Origin of the sequence: Fischerella sp. JS2 (assembly GCF_032393985.1) — a bacterium.
In the GTDB taxonomy this organism is placed as follows: domain Bacteria; phylum Cyanobacteriota; class Cyanobacteriia; order Cyanobacteriales; family Nostocaceae; genus Fischerella.
In genome coordinates this window covers 3,514,824-3,535,442 of the sequence record NZ_CP135918.1, presented here as the reverse complement: position 1 = coordinate 3,535,442, position 20,619 = coordinate 3,514,824, and the positions used below count along the sequence as shown (strand labels likewise).

17 protein-coding genes and 1 pseudogene are annotated in these 20,619 nt (G+C 41.8%); 8 read left to right on the top strand and 10 right to left on the bottom strand.

Annotation, left to right across the window (positions count from 1 at the left end):
• Positions 1 to 2 precede the first annotated feature (2 nt).
• The 4 genes from glp to RS893_RS14850 all read right to left on the bottom strand — a co-directional run bounded on the left by glp (position 3) and on the right by RS893_RS14850 (position 3,197).
• On the bottom strand, positions 3 to 1,241 hold the full coding sequence (gene glp / locus RS893_RS14865; RefSeq protein WP_315784091.1) for a gephyrin-like molybdotransferase Glp: 1,239 nt from the start codon (positions 1,239 to 1,241) through the stop codon (positions 3 to 5).
• A 172-nt stretch (positions 1,242 to 1,413) separates the two neighbouring features.
• The gene (locus RS893_RS14860) at positions 1,414 to 1,599 is read right to left on the bottom strand and encodes a hypothetical protein (RefSeq protein ID WP_315784088.1); all 186 of its coding nucleotides are present in this window, start codon (positions 1,597 to 1,599) and stop codon (positions 1,414 to 1,416) included.
• Positions 1,599 to 2,174 carry a hypothetical protein gene (locus RS893_RS14855; RefSeq protein ID WP_315784085.1) on the bottom strand — a complete coding sequence of 192 codons (576 nt, stop codon included), beginning with the start codon at positions 2,172 to 2,174 and terminating at the stop codon, positions 1,599 to 1,601. Before RS893_RS14855 ends, RS893_RS14860 begins: the two co-directional genes overlap by 1 nt.
• 331 nt (positions 2,175 to 2,505) lie before the next feature.
• A protein-coding gene (locus tag RS893_RS14850) for an IS1 family transposase (RefSeq protein ID WP_315784082.1) occupies positions 2,506 to 3,197 on the bottom strand; the annotation gives its coding sequence in 2 pieces (ribosomal slippage) (positions 2,506 to 2,873 and positions 2,873 to 3,197; 693 coding nt in all).
• Positions 3,198 to 3,290: 93 nt separating this feature from the next.
• On the opposite strand from RS893_RS14850, the pseudogene RS893_RS14845 reads away from it, so the two are divergent.
• The 5 genes and pseudogenes from RS893_RS14845 to RS893_RS14825 all read left to right on the top strand — a co-directional run bounded on the left by RS893_RS14845 (position 3,291) and on the right by RS893_RS14825 (position 9,710).
• A pseudogene (locus RS893_RS14845) lies at positions 3,291 to 5,698 on the top strand (response regulator).
• Between the two features lie 151 nt (positions 5,699 to 5,849).
• Positions 5,850 to 8,252, top strand: a complete 2,403-nt coding sequence (locus tag RS893_RS14840) for a response regulator (protein ID WP_315784079.1) — start codon at positions 5,850 to 5,852, stop codon at positions 8,250 to 8,252.
• Positions 8,253 to 8,265: 13 nt separating this feature from the next.
• Positions 8,266 to 8,646, top strand: a complete 381-nt coding sequence (locus RS893_RS14835) for a response regulator (protein ID WP_315784076.1) — start codon at positions 8,266 to 8,268, stop codon at positions 8,644 to 8,646.
• 324 nt (positions 8,647 to 8,970) lie between these two features.
• A complete protein-coding gene (locus RS893_RS14830; protein WP_315784074.1) occupies positions 8,971 to 9,417 on the top strand; it encodes a hypothetical protein in 447 nt (148 codons plus the stop codon).
• Complete coding sequence (locus RS893_RS14825) at positions 9,414 to 9,710, top strand: Mo-dependent nitrogenase C-terminal domain-containing protein (protein ID WP_315784072.1); 297 nt, start codon at positions 9,414 to 9,416, stop codon at positions 9,708 to 9,710. The genes RS893_RS14830 and RS893_RS14825 overlap by 4 nt, the downstream gene beginning before the upstream one ends.
• Positions 9,711 to 9,853: 143 nt before the next feature.
• Here the strand turns inward: RS893_RS14825 and gor are convergent, their stop codons facing one another.
• Both gor and RS893_RS14815 read right to left on the bottom strand, forming a co-directional pair.
• A complete protein-coding gene (gene gor / locus RS893_RS14820) occupies positions 9,854 to 11,233 on the bottom strand; it encodes a glutathione-disulfide reductase (RefSeq protein ID WP_315784069.1) in 1,380 nt (459 codons plus the stop codon).
• A 365-nt stretch (positions 11,234 to 11,598) separates the two neighbouring features.
• Positions 11,599 to 13,002, bottom strand: coding sequence for a hypothetical protein (locus RS893_RS14815; RefSeq protein WP_315784067.1), 1,404 nt, complete (start codon positions 13,000 to 13,002; stop codon positions 11,599 to 11,601).
• Between the two features lie 162 nt (positions 13,003 to 13,164).
• Here RS893_RS14815 and RS893_RS14810 point away from each other — a divergent pair, with 162 nt between their 5' ends.
• From RS893_RS14810 to RS893_RS14800, 3 genes are all read left to right on the top strand, one after another.
• Complete coding sequence (locus tag RS893_RS14810; RefSeq protein ID WP_315784064.1) at positions 13,165 to 13,539, top strand: response regulator transcription factor; 375 nt, start codon at positions 13,165 to 13,167, stop codon at positions 13,537 to 13,539.
• A 12-nt stretch (positions 13,540 to 13,551) separates the two neighbouring features.
• The gene (locus RS893_RS14805) at positions 13,552 to 14,964 is read left to right on the top strand and encodes a sensor histidine kinase (RefSeq protein ID WP_315784061.1); all 1,413 of its coding nucleotides are present in this window, start codon (positions 13,552 to 13,554) and stop codon (positions 14,962 to 14,964) included.
• Positions 14,965 to 15,140: 176 nt separating this feature from the next.
• A complete protein-coding gene (locus RS893_RS14800) occupies positions 15,141 to 16,139 on the top strand; it encodes a zinc-dependent alcohol dehydrogenase family protein (protein ID WP_315784059.1) in 999 nt (332 codons plus the stop codon).
• A 352-nt stretch (positions 16,140 to 16,491) separates the two neighbouring features.
• Here the strand turns inward: RS893_RS14800 and RS893_RS14795 are convergent, their stop codons facing one another.
• From RS893_RS14795 to RS893_RS14780, 4 genes are all read right to left on the bottom strand, one after another.
• Entirely contained in the window at positions 16,492 to 18,183 is a 1,692-nt protein-coding gene (locus tag RS893_RS14795; RefSeq protein WP_315784056.1) for a sodium:solute symporter family protein, read from the bottom strand.
• Positions 18,183 to 18,446, bottom strand: a complete 264-nt coding sequence (locus RS893_RS14790; RefSeq protein ID WP_315784053.1) for a DUF4212 domain-containing protein — start codon at positions 18,444 to 18,446, stop codon at positions 18,183 to 18,185. Before RS893_RS14790 ends, RS893_RS14795 begins: the two co-directional genes overlap by 1 nt.
• A gap of 49 nt (positions 18,447 to 18,495) precedes the next feature.
• Entirely contained in the window at positions 18,496 to 19,332 is an 837-nt protein-coding gene (locus RS893_RS14785) for a tetratricopeptide repeat protein (RefSeq protein ID WP_315784050.1), read from the bottom strand.
• A gap of 228 nt (positions 19,333 to 19,560) precedes the next feature.
• Positions 19,561 to 20,481, bottom strand: a complete 921-nt coding sequence (locus RS893_RS14780) for a ribonuclease D (RefSeq protein WP_315784048.1) — start codon at positions 20,479 to 20,481, stop codon at positions 19,561 to 19,563.
• Between the last annotated feature and the right edge of the window lie 138 nt (positions 20,482 to 20,619).

Below are 20,619 nucleotides of genomic sequence, written 5' to 3'. Positions count from 1 at the left end.
TCTCACCCAAACTCATTAAGTAAAACTTGTACTTCTTCTCCTGAAGAAATTAATGTTTGCCCCACAGATATGACAGCTAAAGCGTTAATTTGGGCGAGATTAATTAGATTGCCAGAACTTTGAGTGCCACCAGCTAGATGAAATTCGTAAATTCCATTTTGTAAATGTAATTTGCCCCAAAAATAAGTTTCCCACTTACCATTAGATCGCAATTCCTGATGATTTAATGCTTTAATAAACTTTGGTTGCCAACCATCTACCAACCCAGAAACTTTTTTGATAGTTGGTTGTACGAATCGCCAAAATGTCACCAATGCTGATGCTGGATTTCCTGGTAAACCAAAGTAAATTACTTGATCTCTAAATGTTGCAACTGTGAAGGGTTTACCGGGTTTCATTGCCACTGCTTGAATGTGAATTTTCCCCTCTAAAGACTTGATAATTTGCTCAACATAGTCATAATCTCCCACAGAAACACCACCAGAAGAAATCACTATGTCGGCGTTGGATACTGCATAGGCGATCGCTTTTTCTAAGGCAGCTGGTTCATCTGGGACTATGCCTAACATTAATGGTTCTGCCCCACTCTGCCTAACTAAAGCTGCTAAAGCATACTGGTTAGAATCGACGATTTGCCCTGGTTGCAGGGGGTTTTCTGGGGGGACGAGTTCATTCCCTGTAGAAAAAATTGCTACTCGTGGACGGCGATAAACACTGACTTGTGTACACTGGGCAGTCGCTAAAACAGCAATTTCTGACCCATGTAACATAATTCCCGGTGGTAATAATTGTGTCCCGGCTTTATAGTAAGCTGCACGTTGTCTAACAAATTCTTGTGGTTTTTGAGGCGCTGTCAGGATCAATACACGCTTTTCCTGTCGCTGCGTATTTTCCTGCATCACCACAGTATCCGCACCTGCTGGCATGACTGCACCAGTAAAAATCCGCGCTGCCTGCCCTGGCCGAATTGTAGATTGGGGTTGATACCCGGCTGGAATTTCTTCAACAATTTCTAAAATTGCAGGCTGTTGTTGAGTCGCCTGCTGTACATCAGCGTAACGTACTGCGTAACCATCCATCGCGGAATTATCCCAATAGGGAAAGTCCAACTGACTCGCAACCGCAGAAGCAAGAATGCGACTATCTGCTGCTAACAAATCGACAATTTCTATATCCTGCTGGTTATCCAGAGGTGATACTAAATTGAAAATAGTTGCTTCTGCTTCACTAACTGAAAGCATTAGAGATAGCTCCAACTAAAAAGAGTACACCAACTTCAGACTAAAACCAAACGAAATAATCTATCCGTGTACATCTGTGTGCATCTGTGGTCGATTTCTTATACATAAATTTTGCCGTGACATGAAATTACGACTCAAGCATTAATAGAAGTAGGATTAGTTCGGCTGTGAATTATGAAAAGTCGTCCATTGGTTTACGACCTAACGTAAAAAATATAGTTATATCGTTCCAGATTCCTTTTTCTGTAACTAGTGCCTCTAGTTGTGCATCATACTCAGTGTTAGCTTGTGCTTCATCGTAATGATGACTTCTAAGGCTATATAAATCAGCAGTTTTGTGCTTGTATTCGTTTAGCATTAACCATTCACATCTATTTCTGGCCAAAGTCTTTCTAATTGGCGTCGCCAAGCTGCTAAAGTTTCTTCTCTTGCTTGTGGAGTTTGGTTTTCGTCTCCCATTAATCCTTCGGCGTAGAAGCGTTCAAGATTTTGCATTGTGGATTCTAGGGACTGACCTTGGAGTTTTGCTGCTATAATTACCTGGCGAATACGATTTTCTACTAGCCGATTAAAGGCATCATCTAAACCAGCCGCATGTAAAGCAATCAGTCTGGCGATCGCATCTCGAAAATCTTCTACAACCAAGCTTTTACAGCTATGTTGAAATACTCCCCAAACTACACCTTGCTGTAAGGCATAACGTACTTGCTGAGTATCATCAAAATTTGCTTCTAAAAACTGTTCTAAAAAAGGTTGGGCTTGTTGTGCTGGTACGATTGGTATCAAAATTCGCAACCAACTTTCATCGTCTGAAAGTAGTACCAGTAGACGAAAGGTAGAAGTTTCTACTTGCCAAGAACCGGATGCGATCGCCTTGACGTCTGCTTCACCAAATAATTCTGCTAGCGTACTTGCAATTTCTGAAGGTGTCATAGTGTTTTTTTTGATCCACCCTCTAGCCTAGCGCAGCTTTAGTATTAGTTGATTGTTAGATGTTGGGTGTTGATTGTTGGTGTTGGTGTTTACCACGAACCACTTTCTTGAGCAAATAGATGCATCGCGCTGTAAGCTTCGCATAAAGCCGATATTAGCGCGGATTAATGGATATGATAACCTTTTCTCCTTTGACAAACCAACGCTAAATCAGATGTTGACATTTACAAAGGCAAGCCAAACAACTGATCTAATTCAGGCTAGGCTTGAAATATAACTTTCAAAAATTTTTGCATATCATAATTTTGGCGTTGCTGAATAAAGGTATGTTTTAGGCAGGTAAGGGAACAGAACGATATTTGAGGTAGTGCAATAACAATCGAACAGAGTATCTCAGCATTTCCTCAGTTTTGGAATAACATAAAGTTTTACGATGAAGACGAGCCAAATAATGTCTAAGCCTTGTGTTTTCATTTTCGACTCGTGTCATGTAGGTCTTACTCACAATTTGGTCACCATCAGGAACAAAACAAGGGTAAACAGGGTATCCATCTGTGACGTAAAAATAACTCTGCCAACACTGGACAATGTTCCATAACTGTTGGAAAGTAGTCGAACTACGATCACCTAAAACCCAAGCAAGAATACCTTGAGTAAAGTGATTTACCGCCGTCCACAACCAGATTTTATTTTTTTTGAACCAATAAATGTTTCTAATTCATCTAGTTCTCCCACCTGCGGAATTTCCTTTGAATTTGGTGTATCCGCCAATTGTGTACCCACTCGTTTAACCCAATGAATAATGGTAGTATGATGAACGTTTTTCACCCTTTCAATTCCACGAAATCCCATACCATTGACGTACATTTTTAGGCATTCTTGTTTGATTTCATCCGAGTAGCCCCTGGGTGGTTTATAGACATCAATGAATTGACGACCACAATCACAGCAAATGTGATTCTGTTTACCTCTTTTCTTTCCATTCTTACGGTTATGACAAGATCCACAGCGTGGACATTCCATGATTAATTGACCTCAATTCATACCGCTATTATGCAACGCCATAATTTTAATTAGTAACTTAACAATTAATAAATTGCGGTGATAAAAACCGCTATGAGAATTCTATTAGTTGAAGATGATGAAATTATTGCGGAATCACTTACCAAATCTTTGACAAACCAGCACTATGCTGTTGATTTTGCCAAGGATGGGCAAGAAGGTTGGAATTTGGCAGAGTTATTTACCTATGACGTAATTCTGTTAGATGTCTTGCTGCCGAAGCTTGACGGTATCAGCCTCTGTCGCCGATTGCGAGCAAGCGGCAATCACACACCTATTCTCTTATTAACAGCCCAAGATACCAGCACAAATAAGGTCATGGGCTTGGATGCTGGTGCAGATGATTATGTTGCCAAGCCTTTTGATTTCCAGGAATTACTGGCTCGCATTCGTGCTTTATTACGTCGGGGTGGTTCTGCTTTACCGCCTCACCTAGAGTGGAAAAATTTGTGGCTTGACCCAAGCACTTGCGAAGTCACCTGTGATGGTAAACTTCTACATTTAACTCCCAAAGAATACGGTCTGCTCGAACTTTTTCTCCGTAATCATCATCGGATATTTAGCTGTAGTGCCTTGATAGATCATCTGTGGTCTTTTGAAGAACCACCGACGGACGATACTGTTAGATCCCACATGAAAGGGTTACGACAAAAACTAAAAGCAGCAGGAGTTGCAGATGATCCAATTGAGACAGTTTATGGTATGGGATATCGACTCAAGCCAGCCCAAAAAGGAAGGGGAAAGGGGGAGACACAGGGACGCACACAAAAAAATGTTGTGTCCCCACATCTTCCACTCCCTACATCTTCCCCACGCCAAAATCAGGTTGTGACTGGAGTCAATAAAGTTTGGGAGGAAGTAGTACAGAAACTCGAAGAGCGAGTGACTACGATTGAGCAAGCCTCTGCCTTATTATTGTTAGGTAAATTAACTGCGGAAATACAGTCAAAAGCGAAGCTAGAGGCTCATAAGTTAGTTGGTTCATTAGGGATGTTTGGATCTGATCAGGGTTCCTGTCTGGCTCAAGAGATAGAATCTTTGTTGGAAATGGGAACTAAGCTAGAGCCAAAAGTAAAACAGAATCTCTCACAATTAGTTGTGGCATTGCGTCAGGAACTGCAACTGTTGAACTCTAAGTATCAGCCGAAATTACTCTCAGTTAACCAACTGGCAAATGAACTTCCCTTACTGTTAATTGTCACACACGATAGAGAATTCGCTGAGGCCTTGCTGAGAGAGGCAAATAGCTGGGAAATGCGATCACAAATTGTCTCAGATGCGATCGCAGCAAGGGAGTTGATGACAGAAAATAGCCCTGACGTTGTACTGCTTGACCTTTGCGCTAGTGTTACCAGAGAAAATACTCTCAGTTTACTGGCAGACCTCAGTGGTCGGACTCCTCCAGTACCAGTGATAGTTTTTACAGCCCAGGAAAGTTTGCTTGATCGGGTAAAAGTTGCTCGCTTGGCTAGGGGTATTATCTTACAGAAGCCTGTATCTCCAAGCCAAGTACTGGAAACGGTGAATCAAATACTACAGCAATCTCGCTCTGCTGAAGCAAGAGTGATGATTGTAGACGACGATCCCCAAACATTAACTGCTCTGCATACTTTACTCACGCCTTGGGGCTAAAGGTTTATACCCTAGAGAATCCCTTACGATTCTTGGAAGCAATGGCAGTTGTGAAGCCAGGTTTACTGATTTTAGATGTGGAAATGCCTGGAGTTAGTGGTATAGAATTATGCCAAGTCGCTCGTAACGATCCTCAATGGAGTGGGCTACCTATCTTGTTTCTCTCTGCTCACAGTGATACTACAACTAGACAGCAGGTATTTGCAGCAGGTGCTGATGACTACATCAGCAAACCAATTGTAGAACCCGAACTCATTACTCGTATTTTCAATCGACTAGAGCGAGTGCGCTGGCTGCGAAATCTCTCAGAAATAGATGCCCTGACCTTCATTGCCAATCGCCGCAAATCTACTCAAGATTTGCATCAGTATCTTCAGTGGAGCGATCGCTACCATCAACCGTTCTGCTTCGCTATTGTAGATTTGGACTACCTCAAACAAATTAACCACCGATACGGTCATGCTCTTGGCGATCGCGTTTTGTCTCGACTCGGGGAACTGTTGCGGCAAACATTCCATAACCAAGATGTAGTCGGTCGTTGGGGAGGAACAGAATTTGTAGTGGGGATGGCGGGAATCACCAAAACTGACGGGGTGCAAAGACTTTGGGAGGTTCTCAAGAGTTTGCGTCAAATTGAGTTTACATCTGCCAATGGTGAGAAATTTTACGCTACTTTCAGTGCAACAGTTGTCGAGTATCCTCAAGATGGTGACAATCTCCAGGCACTCTACCAGACTGCTGATACAATCCTTGACCAAGCAAAGGCAATGGGAAGAAACCGGGTGCTAAGTTATGAAACGCACAATACAGAAGGCAGGGGACAGAAGTAGGGTAAATAGCAAAAACTCCTAATCCAAAATCCGTCTTGAAAAGCTTTGAAGTTCCCTCTGGGACGCTGCGCGTCTACAAACTTTTCGCAAAATCCAAAATCCAAAATTGGTATTGCTGGCTCGTAGCTGATGCCCGTAAATAGGAGACTATATGTCGGAATTATTACATACCTTATTACATTCAAGCCCCTTTATTCCCCACGGGCATTGTTATCTCTGGAATCCAGGGCTAGTATGGTTGCATTTGTTGTCGGACTCCCTAATCGCTCTAGCATATTATTTAATTCCCTTGATATTGCTTTATTTTATCCAGAAGCGGCAAGATGTTCCCTTTAAAAGTGTCTTTCTTTTATTTGGAGCCTTTATTATTGCTTGTGGCACAACTCATCTGATGGAAGTTTGGACACTGTGGCATCCAACATACTGGCTATCTGGACTGATTAAAGGCATTACGGCTATTGTTTCACTGTACACGGCATTTATGCTGGTGGAATTAGTGCCTAAAGCCCTGGAATTACCTAGTACAGCCCAGTTAGAAATCCGAGTACAACAACGGGCTACTGAGATTTTAAAAGCTAATGAAGCACTTCAGGCTGAAATTGCCGAACGCAAACGAGCAGAAGAAGAACTGCGTCATCTGAGTCAGGCGTTGGAAAGTGCAGTCGAGGGTATCTCCGAGTTGGATAAACAGGGACGATATGTCAAAGTCAACTCGGCTTATGCCAGCATGGTTGGTTATCAAAGTGAGGAAATGATCGGGATGGAATGGCACTTAACAGTCTATCCTGAGGATTGGGAAAAATTGAACGCTGCCTTCCAACAAATGCTCACTAACGGTAAGGCAGAAATAGAAGCTAGAGGTGTACGGAAAGACGGTTCAGTTTTTGATAAACAAGTAGTGATGGTCAAAGCCTATGACCAACAGCAGCAATTCATTGGAAATTATTGTTTTATCAAAGATATTAGCGATCGCCGGGAAGTAGAACGCCTCAAGGATGAATTTATCTCAGTAGTTAATCACGAATTACGAACACCTCTAACTTCCATTGCTGGTGCATTGGATTTGTTGGCGAATGGGGTCTTGCAAGCTGCTCCTGAAGATGCTCAACGTATGCTAAATATTGCTGCAACTAACACAGATCGGCTGCTGCGTCTAATTAACGATATTCTGGATATCGAACGTATTGAGTCAGGAAAAGTACAAATAATTAAGCAAACATGTGATGTTGCCGATTTAATGAGTCAGTCAGCAGAGGTGATGGAGGAAATGGCAATGCAAGCGGGGGTAACATTATCAGTTTCTCCCCTATCAGTTCGCATCTGGGCTGACCCCGACTGGATTATCCAGGTTTTTACCAACCTACTCAGCAATGCGATTAAATTTTCGCCAGCTGGTTCTACGGTTTGGTTGAGCGCAGAATTAAAGGGAGAAAAAACTCCTACTCCTTCTACTTCCCACACTCCTCCTACTCCCCCTACTCCCCATATTCTCTTCACCGTAAAAGACCAAGGGCGCGGTATTCCAGCCCAGAAGTTGGAATCTATTTTTGAGCGTTTTGGCCAAGTCGATGCCTCTGACTCTCGTCAAAAAGGGGGAACCGGTTTGGGTCTAGCCATTTGTCGCAGCATTTTGCAGCATCATGGCGGGCAAATCTGGGCTGAAAGTATCTTGGGAGAAGGCAGTACTTTCTTGTTTACTTTGCCAATCCTCTCAGAAGAGGGAGTAGGGACAGATACGGAAAAATTCTCCTCATCATTCCACCACCCCATTACCTCATCTTGCCATCCTCCTTTAGTACTACAGTGTGATGATGATCCCTCTGTTCGGGCTGTATTGCAAACCATGCTGGAACGGCAGGGCTATCGCGTCATGACAGTGGCTTCAGGACTAGAGGCAGTGGAACAGGCAACAGTAAACCATCCTGATGCAATTATTCTCAACTTGATGATGCCTGATATGGATGGATGGGAAACTCTGGCAATTCTCAAACAGCAGCCAAATACCCAAAATATCCCAGTTATTATCCTTAGTGGTTTGTTACCTGATGCTAGCAAACCTTTTCCGGACGGTGTGAGTGACTGGATTATCAAACCTCCAGATTTAAGGTTGTTGTGCCAAGCTTTGGAAAAAGCTACTGCCCAACAAAATCAAAGTATTAAAGTACTGATTGTAGAAGATGACTTTGATTTGGCGCAGGTATTCATTGCTATGTTTGATCGCCACGGTATTGCTACCTTCTATGCCCAAACCGGACGCGAAGCTATACAGGTCAGCCAGCGCGTTATCCCTGACTTACTGGTACTGGATTTAGGACTGCCAGAATGCGATGGTTTTACGGTTGTAGATTGGCTACGGCAGCATAATCGCCTGTGCCAAGTGCCGTTAGTTGTGTACACGGCGCGTGATTTGGATGAGAATGATCGCCAGCGATTAAGGTTGGGACAAACGTTATTCTTTACCAAAGGACGCATTACGCCACAAGAATTTGAACAGCGAATTATTAACTTACTCAATAGGATGATTCGCAATCAGGGCGAAGAGAGTGATCTATAAAAATGGACTTGATATGACCACAAGACGCATTCTGATCATTGATGATGAATATGATATCCGGGCAGTAGCTGAACTCTGTTTGAAAGCAGTAGGCTGTTGGCAAGTCTCAACGGCAGCTTCTGGTAGTGAGGGAGTGGCTAAGGCAGCCAGTGAACAGCCGGATGTTATCCTACTGGATGTAATGATGCCGGATATGGACGGAATTGCTACCTTTCAAGCGTTACAAGCGAATTTAGCCACTAAAACAATCCCCGTAATTTTGCTGACGGCAAAGACACAAGCTGCCGAACAACGGCGATTTGCCGAACTAGGAGTGCGAGCAATTATTACCAAGCCTTTCAAAGCCATGAAATTGCCTGCTCAAATTGCAGCAGTTCTAGATTGGGAGACTTGAATAAAATTTTTCCATCTCCACAATATCTGCATTTTTCAGTTTTAAAGTAAAAAATAACTGAAACACCACCAACTTGATCACACTTTACGTATTACTAGATTACATGGTGCATTAGGCGCTCATATAATTTTTTCGCGAAAAATCTAGGTCAAAATACGCGCATAATACACCTTACTGGACTCTCTACTGTTGCAGCTATACCAATTAGAGGCTGGAATACTACATATTAAAACTACAAATGAATTGATTAGATAAAATTTTCTCAGCTAATATCTGAACTGACATGAATAGTAGAAAAAATATTCTTTCAGAGGGATATTAATTATGTCTGAACAAAATTATTTAGAACTATTTTACATTTATCTTGAAAGAGTGATCTACATCTTAAAGATTAAAGATAAAACACTAGTAGAATATTGGTTAGAAGAACTCAGTATGAATATAGATATTGAGTATACAGATTATCTTTTAATAGCAGCAATATTTGAATTATCTGTTGTAGATATTCAAACATTCCACTGGACTTTAGACAATTTTTTCGATTTGCATCCTTACACTCAATTGCTAGAGTCAGTGACTAGATTTGCAATTAAAAAACTGATCAAAAAGGGATTTATACCAGGTCAAGATTTTAGTACTAATTCCCAAAGACAACTTTTGCTCAATGAAAATGCAAAAACTGTGTTAATGGCAGATACTTCTAAATCAGATAAACTCTTGCTGGAAAAAGTATTGCTAATTCATAAACCAATTCATTCATTAACACTATGATCTCAATCACTACATTAACGTCGTTAATTCTTGTAAGTACCCTCTTGCAACCAATCCGTCAATGGCTTGATTCTATCAAAATCGAAGATTCCCATTTGGCGCGATTGCTCTGTATTATTATCCCTGCTAGCTGTCCTTTTGAACGAGAAATTAAACTCCGCAGCCGTACTATTCTTTATATTCCACCCCTGTGTAAACTCAATCCTTTCTACGAACAATTAATAGAACTGCGTTTTAAAGCTTTAACTTATTTAGCAGATGAGTGTGGTGAAGATATAACGTTGTATTGCTAATAATATTATGTCCATTTGAGGACTACTCATATCTGTGAAGATCGGTAATTGGTAATAGGTAATAGGAAAAACCAATTACTTATTACCTATTAGCTATTATCAGCACTCTAACAGTATTAGTAGTTGCAGTCAATAACCAACAACTACCGCATTGTGACAAATTCTTCTGCTGATGTAGGATGGATACCAACAGTGGCATCAAAATCTTTTTTTGTTGCGCCCATGTTAACAGCGATCGCTACACCTTGAATAATTTCACCTGCATTTTCTCCTACCATGTGAGCGCCTAATACTTTATCAGTGCTGGCATCAACTACCAATTTCATCATGGTTCTTTCTTGGGCTCCCGTCAAACTGTGGAACAAAGGACGGAAACGAGTACGGTATATTTTCACCCCATCGTCTCCCAGCTTTTCCCGGGCTTGGGCTTCTGTGAGACCAACTGTGCCTGCTTCCGGTGTAGAAAAGATAGCAGTCGGGACATTTTCGTGACTAAATATACGGCGGTTGTTACCAAATTCACTATCTGCAAACGCCCGCCCTTCACCAATAGCGACGGGGGTTAAATTCATGCGGTCAGTAACATCACCTACTGCAAAAATGTTTGCTTGGGAAGTTTGGCTGTATTCGTTAACAGTGATCGCATCCATTGTGCTATATCCAGGGCCTTCGATGGAACCGCAACAGGTTTCAACTCCAGCTTTTTCTAGACCTAACCCTTCGATATTGGGGACGCGGCCAGTTGCCACTAAAAACACATCAGCAATAATTGGTTCTTTGTTTTCTCCAGATAACTTAATTTTGATACCTTCCGGCACTTTCTCCACTGCTTCCACTACATGATTCTGGATAATTTTAATGCCGTGATTGGTCATCCCCTCTTGAATATTTGTGCGGATTTCTTCATCAAATCCATTGAGGATGAGATCCTTACGGACAATTTGGGTAACTTCGCATCCCAAACCCCGCATAATACAAGCAAATTCCGTGCCGATGTAACCAGCACCAATAATTGCTATATGCTTAGGTTTTGCTTGGAGATGAAACATATCATTAGAGGTGATGCCATATTCCATCCCTGGTAAATCAGGTTTGACAGGACGACCACCAACAGCAATTAAAATTTTATCGGCAGTGACTTTGCGTCCATCAACTTCGATAGTGTGTGGGTCTAAAAGAGTAGCACGACTGGGAATAAGTTCTACCCCGGCTTTTTCCAAGAAACCAATATGTAGTTGGGAAAGCCGTCGTACTTCCTTATCTATAGCTGTAATAAAATATTCCCAGTCTAATTCTGCTTCGCCTACCTTCCAGCCATAGCCTGCTGCATCGTGGAATAATGCCGGAAAATGGGAGCTATAGACCATCAATTTTTTAGGAATGCAGCCACGAATGACACAAGTACCACCGACTAAACTTTCTTCAGCGATCGCTACTTTTGCTCCGTAGCTAGCAGCACGTTTAGAAGCTGCTAGCCCCCCAGAACCAGCACCAATGACAAACAGGTCGTAATCGTAGGTCATAAATTTTTAGATGTCTTTTGCAAAGAAATAAAATTTGATACCAATTTACCAACGAAAAATTGTGAAATTTTAGCCAGGTAAAATGGTATCGAGGCTTTGAATATTAACGGTGGCGTTTGGCCTACACGTGAACGCCTAACAAAACATGTTCAAACTACCCTCAACCACTATCTTGATCGTAGCTTGCTCATCCAAGATCCGAAAATTGAGACAGTAGTGGTGGAAAGCGATCGCTTTTTACGAAATTGTTTCTTAAAATTTTCTGCCTTCTGTCTTGAAAGTAACCTCACCCCGTCAAGAGAGGACACCCCTCTTTGCGGGTTCACCAGAGGGGCTGTTCTTGTGAGGATTGGCACTGCCTTTCTTCATCGCTGGTCTTGTGGTTGTAGCCTGTACCAGCCAAACCAGTGACGAACCGCTAACCAAACTGCCGAAAGAAAACCAGCTAAGCTAAGCGTCAGTCCACTGTACGGTACTAACAATCCCAACACGGGTAGCACAGCTCCAGCTATAGTACAAATAACCGCAGCCAGGGAAGCACGAACATTTGTACCCAGTCCCCAACTCAGCACCAGTAAAGCCAGGGAAATCAAAGTCCAAGCAAACTGGGGACTCATCACACGACTGGTATAAGTCAAAGCCAACAAACAAGCAAAAAATATCCCACCAGCAACAGCGATATTTTTTAAATTCATAGGAATAGATAAATATAGCAACAATATCCACCATAAAAATAATGCTGGCGCTAGCAACAACAGGCGGGGAAGTACCCCTGTATTAAGAACAGGATTAGTATTTGTAAATACTCCAAATGGGTTTCTCACAGAAACATTATCGTCAAATACCCAAGTAAATCGGGTGCTTTGTCCCTCGCCTGCAATTTCAGTTGGTACAATGCCGCTAGCAAAATCAGCCCCTGGAAAGTTAGCAATAGCTACCAAGCGAAAATTCTGGAGTAACTGTCCATCAGCACTATAAATCCAACGGGGACCGCCTTGAGCTTTGTAGGAGACTCGAAAGGTGGTTTCTTCTCCTTGTCTTAAACGAAAGGGAAAGCTGTAATTACCCGGGCTAGTTTGTTGTAGTCTATTACCAGCTTGCTCTATTTTGTAGCCAGAAAGTAGTGAGTAGCCATTGGGGGGTGGTGCTTCCCAAAAGAACCGATCAATGTCTTCTGGAAGCTGATTAACTACTTTATAGTCAGCCGTATAATCTACACGATATGTTGCACGGCGATTTTGGACATCGGGAGTTTGGTCAATTTTGACTTGAATTTGTGAACCAGCTAGTGTCAGATAGCGACTTTCTTCTCGGGTTTCATTGACTTTGACAATCTTGCCATTAACTTGTGTAGTGTAACTGTATGGAATTTGCACTACATAACGTATTTGTGGGGCAATTTGTTCTAGTCTGTCACCAGCAACACTTGCTGCTACTTGCGCCACTTTTGCCTGTTCCCAGTGGTGATATCTATTGCTCAAAGTTGAGCAAAGAAAAAATCCTCCTATTAATAGAATTAAAACTAAAGTTAAGTGTGGTAATCCCGCTAAAATTTGCGAGTAACGAATTGCCCATTCATCAATAAAATTAGCTTGTTCTACTTGATGGCGACGCAGGGAAAAGTTAACCACAGCGATCGCAACTCCCAAAGCCACAATCACAAATACTAGTAACAGCGAAACTTTCAGAACATCAGTGCCAAATTGGACAAGTTCCGTAGGATGAGTAAGATCAGGTATTCCTGGAATACCTTTAGCTGATTCAGGCATAAGAGAAATTTCGGAGAACGTGAAGAATCTGACCGAGAAAATCTCTCAGAAGTTTCTTACTTTTGATTACAAAATTTCATAAATTTGTTTCTCTAGAGAGATGTTTTAGATATTACATTAACCATTAAATATTCACAATACGCCACTATTTCTTAAACAAGTATGCCCCACATATTACTAGTAGATGATGAAGAAGCTTTGCGAGAAAGCCTTTCTTATACGTTGCAAAAAGAAGGCTATAGCGTCACAACAGCAGCAGATGGTCACACTGCAATCAAACAGTTTCACAAGCAAGTACCAGATGTAATTTTGTTAGATTTGATGCTGCCAGAGGTTGACGGGATGGAAATTTGTTGGCGGATTCGAGCCTTCTCTGATGTACCAATTGTGATGCTGACTGCTAAAGATCAAGACATAGATAAAATTTGGGGATTAGAGGCAGGAGCAGATGATTATGTCACAAAACCTTTCAATACTCGTGAACTTTTGGCACGTATAAAAGCTGTGCTGCGTCGTCGCGCAGAAAAGCAATCTTAATAGATATAAATAATGGGTTGGATATCGAAAATAAAGTGGAATTCCATTCACACTAAGCTCTTAGCCACGTACTTGCTACTGACAAGTTTGGGAACCTCGCTAATGGCAGGATATGTGCTTTGGTCATTTCATGCCTACTTCATGAACATGAGGCAGACAGAAATGCGAAACTGGAGTACTGCCATCACTGAAAGTGTTGCTGATGCGTTGGAAGAAAATGACCGCGAACGAGTAAGGCTCATAATGCAGCGCTATGGTGCAGCTGAAACTATCACCATCCGAGTTTTTGACACTAAAGGTAAACTTATCGCTTCATCTAGCCCTCAACAAGACCAACAAGTGAAAAACTGGCTGGAAATACCCGGGATACATGCAGCCTTAGAACAACAAGAAGTGCAAGGCTTCGCCAAAGGTGTTTTGAGTAATGATGATAGACTCTTCATTGCCCAACCAATAGTTCGTAACGGACAGTTGTTGGGTGTACTAAGGATGTCTATTACCCTACAACAATTTCAACGCCAGTTCGCTATAGTTATTTGGACAGTACTAGGAACACTAGTCTTTACACTTTTACTCTGCACTTTCATTAGCGAGTGGCTAGCACGTAGCCTTTCCCATCCAATTCAAACTATGAAAAATTTCGCTATTCGTCTAGGTAGCGGACATTTTGGTGATAAATTGCAGATTCGCCAAAGCAATGAGTTGGATCAGTTAGCGCTAGAACTAAACCGTATGAGTGAACGCTTGGCTTCACTGGATCAAGAACGTCGAGCATTTTTAGCAAACGTATCTCACGAACTCCGTACTCCCATTAGTAATGTATTGGTGACAGTTGAAGCCCTCCGCAACGGCGCTGCTTCTGATCCAGCAGTGAGCGATCGCTTTTTTCAAAACGTAGAAGATGAAACCAAACGCCTATCACGCCTCATTGGTGATTTGTTGGATTTGGGACGTTTGGAAGCTGGGGTGACACTTTTAGAAAAGCAGCATATTCAACTGCTAAGCTTGATTAAGCGTGCAGTTAGAGCAGTGGAAACGCGAATGCGAAATTCCCAAATCTCTGTGCAAGTCAACGTGGCTGACTTGCAAATCCAGGGTGACTCCGAAAGGCTGTTGCAAGCATTGCTCAATCTGTTAGATAACGCCATCAAGCACTCACCACCCAATTCCCAAATATTTATCAGTGGTTCCAAACAAGGTAAACAAGCAGTTTTAACGATTCGCGATCAAGGTCAAGGGATCAAAGATAGTGATCTCTCCCGGATTTTTGAACAATTTTACACTGGCGATCGCTCTCGCAAAGGTCGGGGAGTCGGGTTAGGTTTAGCGATCGCCAAACGCATCATTGAAGCCCACGAAGGTAGTATTACTGTTAGCAGTAAAGTAGGGGAAGGAACTACGTTTACTATTTATTTGCCTGTATAAAGAATTACTGATGATCTCGTAAATATTTGAGTTTATTTTTAAACGCAGAGGTTCGCAGAGGTTTACGCAAAGGAGCGCAGAGTGTTAAGCAGGTGTTAATTCGATAGCATAAATTTAGCGATCGCTCTGCCTATTTGCGGTAAATTGACAAATGCAAGCACGCGGAGGAATAAGTCATGAAAGCAGTTCTAATGACAGCACCTGGCAATCCTGAAGTTTTGCAACTACAGGATGTCACAAATCCTGGTGTACCTGTTGGTGAAACTGAACTTTTAGTACGATTAAGAGCGGCTGGTGTTAACCCTATTGATACCAAACTTCGCAAACGTGGCACTTTTTACCCTGATCAAATGCCTGCGATTTTAGGATGTGACGGTGCAGGTGTAGTTGAGGCTGTTGGTGCTAGTGTACAAAAATTCCGTGTTGGGGATGAAGTGTATTTTTGCAATGGTGGCTTGGGCGCACACCAAGGCAACTATGCTGAGTACACTACAGTAGATGAGCGTTTTGCTGCTCACAAACCCACATCTGTATCTTTTGCAGAAGCAGCCGCAGCACCTTTGGTATTAATTACTGCTTGGGAAGCTTTATACGAACGTGGCAAACTAGAACCAGGGGAAAAAGTTTTGATTCATGCTGGTGCTGGTGGTGTTGGTCATGTAGCTATTCAACTGGCTAAACTTAAAGGTGCAAATGTCTGCACAACAGTCAGTTCTCAACAGAAGGCAGATTTTGTCAAACAACTCGGTGCTGATTATCCAATTTTGTATAAACAAACAGATTTTGTGCAAGCAGCTTTAGATTGGACTGGTGGTGAAGGTGTAGACTTGGCTTTTGATACAGTCGGTGGAGAAACTTTTCACAAAACCTTCTCAGCAGTGCGGATATATGGCGATATTGTGACGATTTTAGAACCAGATGCCAATACGGTTTGGAAAACTGCTAGAAATCGCAATCTCCGCATTGGTTTAGAATTAATGCTTACACCGATGCTACAAGGAATAGTAGAAGCACAACAGCACCAAGCAGAGATCTTGGCAGAGTGCGCTAAATATATTGATGCAGGTAAGTTAAAGATTCATGTCAGTCAGGAGTTACCATTAGCAGAAGCCGCAAAAGCCCACCAGTTAATTGAATCTGGCTCGACGACGGGTAAGATTGTTCTGGTGGTCTAGTATGATCTTGCTCTTAGGAAACCTAATATTTTTCCACCCATAAGGCTAAGTGCGATCGCATTCATCATGTAGTAGCGCGTCTATCTTTTGATCTTCTCGTTTACCTGCGGAATGTGGGTTTCATCCCGCTAAGAAATAAATTTCCCAGGCCCATAGCTTAAGTCAGATAAACCTGAGTGCAAGAGAATTTATTCTCTGGCGATATATTGGGTAGGTGCAAGATGAAAGTATAACCATTTCGGTAGAGTAAATAGAGAGCGATCGCTCTCTATTTGGAGAGATTGACCGCAGTTATTCAATCCCTCAATACTTGCAATTTTACCTGTTTGAGAAAATGAAACAGACCTGCCTACTAATCTAGATGATCTTCGTCCAGTTCCTCAATTGCCGGTGGTTCATCACCAGGGGTTCTTAGTACCTCAACCATCTCTTGAACTTCCAATGGTGGAGGTGGTGTGAGTCGAGAAACGCTCCAAGTGACAACAAAGTTGATTAACATACCAAGAGTTCCTATTCCTTCGGCAGAGACTCCGAAGAACCAAGGTTGCATTCCGTAGAATTTCACTCCGACTATATAAAATATAGTGAAGCACAAGCCGACTACCATACCGGTGATCGCTCCTTCTCGGTTTGTCCGCTTGTCGAATACTCCCAAAATAATGATCGGGAAAAAGCTAGCCGCAGCTAAACCGAAGGCAAATGCCACTACCTGAGCAACAAAACCAGGCGGATTCACACCAAAATAACCCGCGATCGCGATCGCAAAACCAACCATGACTCTACCTACCATCACCCGTCGGGATTCGGAGGCTCCCGGATTGATCATGCGGTAGTAGATATCATGGGCTACTGCACTGGAAATTACTAACAGTAAACCTGATGCTGTAGACAAAGCCGCAGCCAAACCACCGACTGCAACTAAAGCAATCACCCAAGGTGCTAATTTTGCTACTTCTGGGGTGGACAAGACAATGATATCTGGATCGATGCTAATCTCACTGGTTTTTTTATCTGGTGTTAACTCAATTCGCCCATCACCATTTTTGTCTTCAAAGGTTAATAACTTGGTGTTTTCCCACTTTTTCGCCCAATCAAACTGATGGATTTGCTCGATCGTTTTATTGTGTAAAGAATCAATCAGATTGTAACGGGCAAATGTTGATAAAGCAGGTGCTGTTGTATACAGCAAAGCTATTAATAACAATGCCCAACCCGCAGAATAACGTGCTGAACGAACATCTGGTACAGTATAAAAACGTACTATAACGTGAGGAAGCCCCGCAGTCCCCACCATCAAAGCGATCGTAGTAAATAAAACATCTACCATCGATTTGTTAACAAACGGTTTTGTGTATTCCTGGAAACCAAGGTCAACTTGGATTTGGTTCAGTTTCGGGACAATATCACTAAAAACAAAGGCTAGTTGTGGGATAGGATTTTTAGTCAGCAGGAGGGAGATGGCAATAGCTGGAATTAAGTAAGCAGTAATTAATACACAGTATTGGGCTACCTGCGTCCAGGTGATGCCTTTCATACCTCCCAACACTGAGAAAAAGCCGACGATCACCATCCCAATCACAACGCCGGTGCTGATGTCTACTTGCAGAAAGCGGCTAAACACAATCCCGACACCGCGCATTTGTCCGGCGACGTAAGTCATCGAGACAAAGATAGCAGCGATGACAGCCACGACGCGGGCGACGCTAGAGTAATAGCGATCGCCCACAAAATCAGGAACTGTATATTTACCAAACTTCCGCAGATATGGGGCTAGCAGCAAAGCCAACAAAACATAACCGCCAGTCCAACCCATGAGGTAAATTGAACCGTCGTAACCTAAAAAAGAGATTAACCCCGCCATCGAAATAAACGAAGCGGCTGACATCCAATCAGCCGCCGTCGCTGCACCATTAGCCAGGGAGGGAACCCCCTGTTCGGCGATGAAAAAGCCTTTACTATCTTGAACGCGAGAGCGCCAACCGATATACAGATATACAATAAAAGAAAGGATGACAAGTGAAGTAGTCCAAGCTTCAACTGACATTATTTACCTCCCCTTTTGATACCGTATTGGCGATCAAGCTTATCCATCTGCACGGCGTAGACAAAGATTAGCACCACAAAGATAAAAATTGCACCTTGCTGTGCCATCCAAAAGCCGACAGGTAGACCACCTAAACGTAAATTGTTCAATGGCTGCACCAGCAGAATACTGCAACCAATAGATACCAAAGCCCAAACCAGGAGAAGATTTCTAATTAAAGCCGTGTTGGCACGCCAGTAAGCCTGACGTTTATTTTGGTTCATAATAATGACTTGTTAAACGCTTAGGAAATAATTATTCTACAGAAATGGTCTAACGCTGAAGATCGTTGATATTTTGCATTACTTGCTGATACAGTTCTGTATTCTTTTGTTTTTGAAAAATCTTGGCGGCTTGTTGTAGGTCAGAAATTGCTCCTTGTTTATCTCCTATAGCGGCGCGGGTATTACCGCGATTATTGTAGGCTGCGGCAAAATTGGGATTGAGGCGAATAGCTTGATCAAAATCATTAATTGCCCTCTGTTTATCGCCTTGAGCAGAATAGGCATTGCCTCGGTTATTGTAAGCAACAGCATACTTAGGATTGAGGCGAATAGCTTGATCATAATCTGCGATCGCTTCTTTTCTTTTGCCCAAGGCAGCGTAAGCATTACCTCTGTTATTGTAGGCTTCAGCATAGTTGGGAGCAATACGAATGGCTTCGTTATAGTCTAAGATTGCCCCGTTGAGATCTCCTGTAGAGGCCCGCGCATTACCTCGGTTGTTGTAGGCTTCGGCATAGTTGAGAAACAGCCGAATCGCTTGGCTGTAATCGGCGATCGCCTTTTCTTTATCTCCCAGATCAAAATGAACAAGTCCCCGACCATTGTAAGCTTGGGCATACTGGGGATTAAGCTTGATCGCTTCTGTGTAAGCTGCGATCGCACCTTGAGGATCGCCTTTGATATGCCTATACTGACCTTGAGTGTAAAAATCTTCTGCTTTTGATGGTTTAGATGTTGGACTTTTGGGAGGACTGACACCAATTTCTGTTACTAATACCTCATTACTCCTCGCACAAGAAACAATTGCAACGGCTACAAACGCGATCAGCATAGCTATGCTAACTGTTACTCTTGTCAATTTTTGCTCCTCTAACCACACTTTCATAAGTATTTATAAATAGGTAGATGTTCCTAAATATTGTGCTGATTAGCTCTATAATTTTCCATTGTTGTTTATATTTAACTATAAAAACTAAAAAACATATCATTCATCAAGCAATACTAAGATTATGTTTCAAAAATCACCCAATATCGTTTGTATATAGACTTGGTGTGCTTTGTGATTAGTTACTAAAAACTCTGTAAATTAAAAAAAATTACAATAATACACAATTTACTCATCTTTATCGGTATCTTCTTCATTTTTAGCTGTCAAGCGCCAATATTGATTTTTCTCTACCTCTACCGATAATTGTTCCAGATTTTCTCCCAAATCTTTTTGCATTTTCTGAGTCAATATAATTGGTAAATCTAGTTCAATATCTTTAATTTGTATTAATCTAGCTAACTCTGTTAAGGCAACTTTTACTGTTGTGCGTTCATAACTATTTAACTTAAAATCAGAAGTTTCAGCTAAATTTTGAGCTTGCATAGCTTTTTTGATTCGCTCTTGTAAATGTTCGTACTCTGATTTAACTATTTTCCAAGTTTGTTCAACTTCTTGGTATTTTTTTGCTAGTGCCATTAAGTCTTCTGTTTCAGGGTCAGGATTATTTTTTTGGTTCAATTCTATTAGCCGTGCATGTACCTGAGCGAGATAAATACAATCTAGGTAAGCATATTCTATTTGTTCTTCAGTTAGAGGTCTTTGTCCCCAATCGCTTGTTTGTTCTTGTTTGTCAACATGTAAGAATTTACATAGTTTGTCAGCTAGAGTTTGAAGCCGATAGTTAGGTAATGGCAGGATATAGTAAGGAATTTTTTTTGCCATGTCTAGAGTACAAGTGACATTTTTGGCTTTTTTGTTACCTAAAAACTTCAAATCGTAGCTGGCATTGTGAAAGACCTTTTCAATTGTAGGATTCATCATGATTTGAGCAATGAAATCAGCTACAAGATCCGGCAAATCTAATACATCTAAAATATAAATGCGATCGCCACTCATATCTGTGGGATCATCTAGTACCTGAATCAGCGACAATCTGGGATTCTTACTTTTATAATCAGCCACTTCTGTATCTATCCATAAAGTAGAGCTTTGAGTAAATTCAGCAATCTGAGAACAAATGGCACTAGCTGATGTCAGATAAGGCATGTTAAACAGAGCATATAAAATTTAGACAATATTCTACAAGTGTATCGTTGCTCTTTGTGAAAAGTTCAAATTTGCTCCTATTATGAAGTTGTAGTCTTTTTTCTCAACTTTTGAGAGTTAAATAACATCCATATTAAA